Origin of the sequence: Rahnella sp. CJA17(1/100), assembly GCF_963881615.1 — a bacterium.
Taxonomy (GTDB): Bacteria; Pseudomonadota; Gammaproteobacteria; order Enterobacterales; family Enterobacteriaceae; genus Rahnella; species Rahnella aceris.
Map to the genome: position 1 here is coordinate 1 of NZ_CAWOJA010000088.1, position 210 is coordinate 210.

Consider the following 210-nt stretch of genomic DNA (forward strand, 5'->3'; position numbering starts at 1 on the left):
ATGCCGTCGATGGCGTAGTCTGGCATACGCAGGACACGCCTGAAAATGCAGAGGCCTTCGGTAAGGCTTCGAACCAGCACGGCGAACGCGGATATCCTCAGGTCCGCATGGTCTGCCTGATGGAACTGAGCAGTCACCTGTTGCGGGCCAGTGTGATGGACAGTTACGACGTGAACGAGATGCGCCTGGCGGCAAAGCTGGCAGACAGCG

Annotated in this window: 1 pseudogene; it reads left to right on the forward strand. The window is 59.5% G+C overall.

Annotated features, from left to right (window positions below):
- Positions 1-210 (forward strand): annotated as a pseudogene (locus AACU55_RS24620) (IS4 family transposase); the annotation flags it as partial.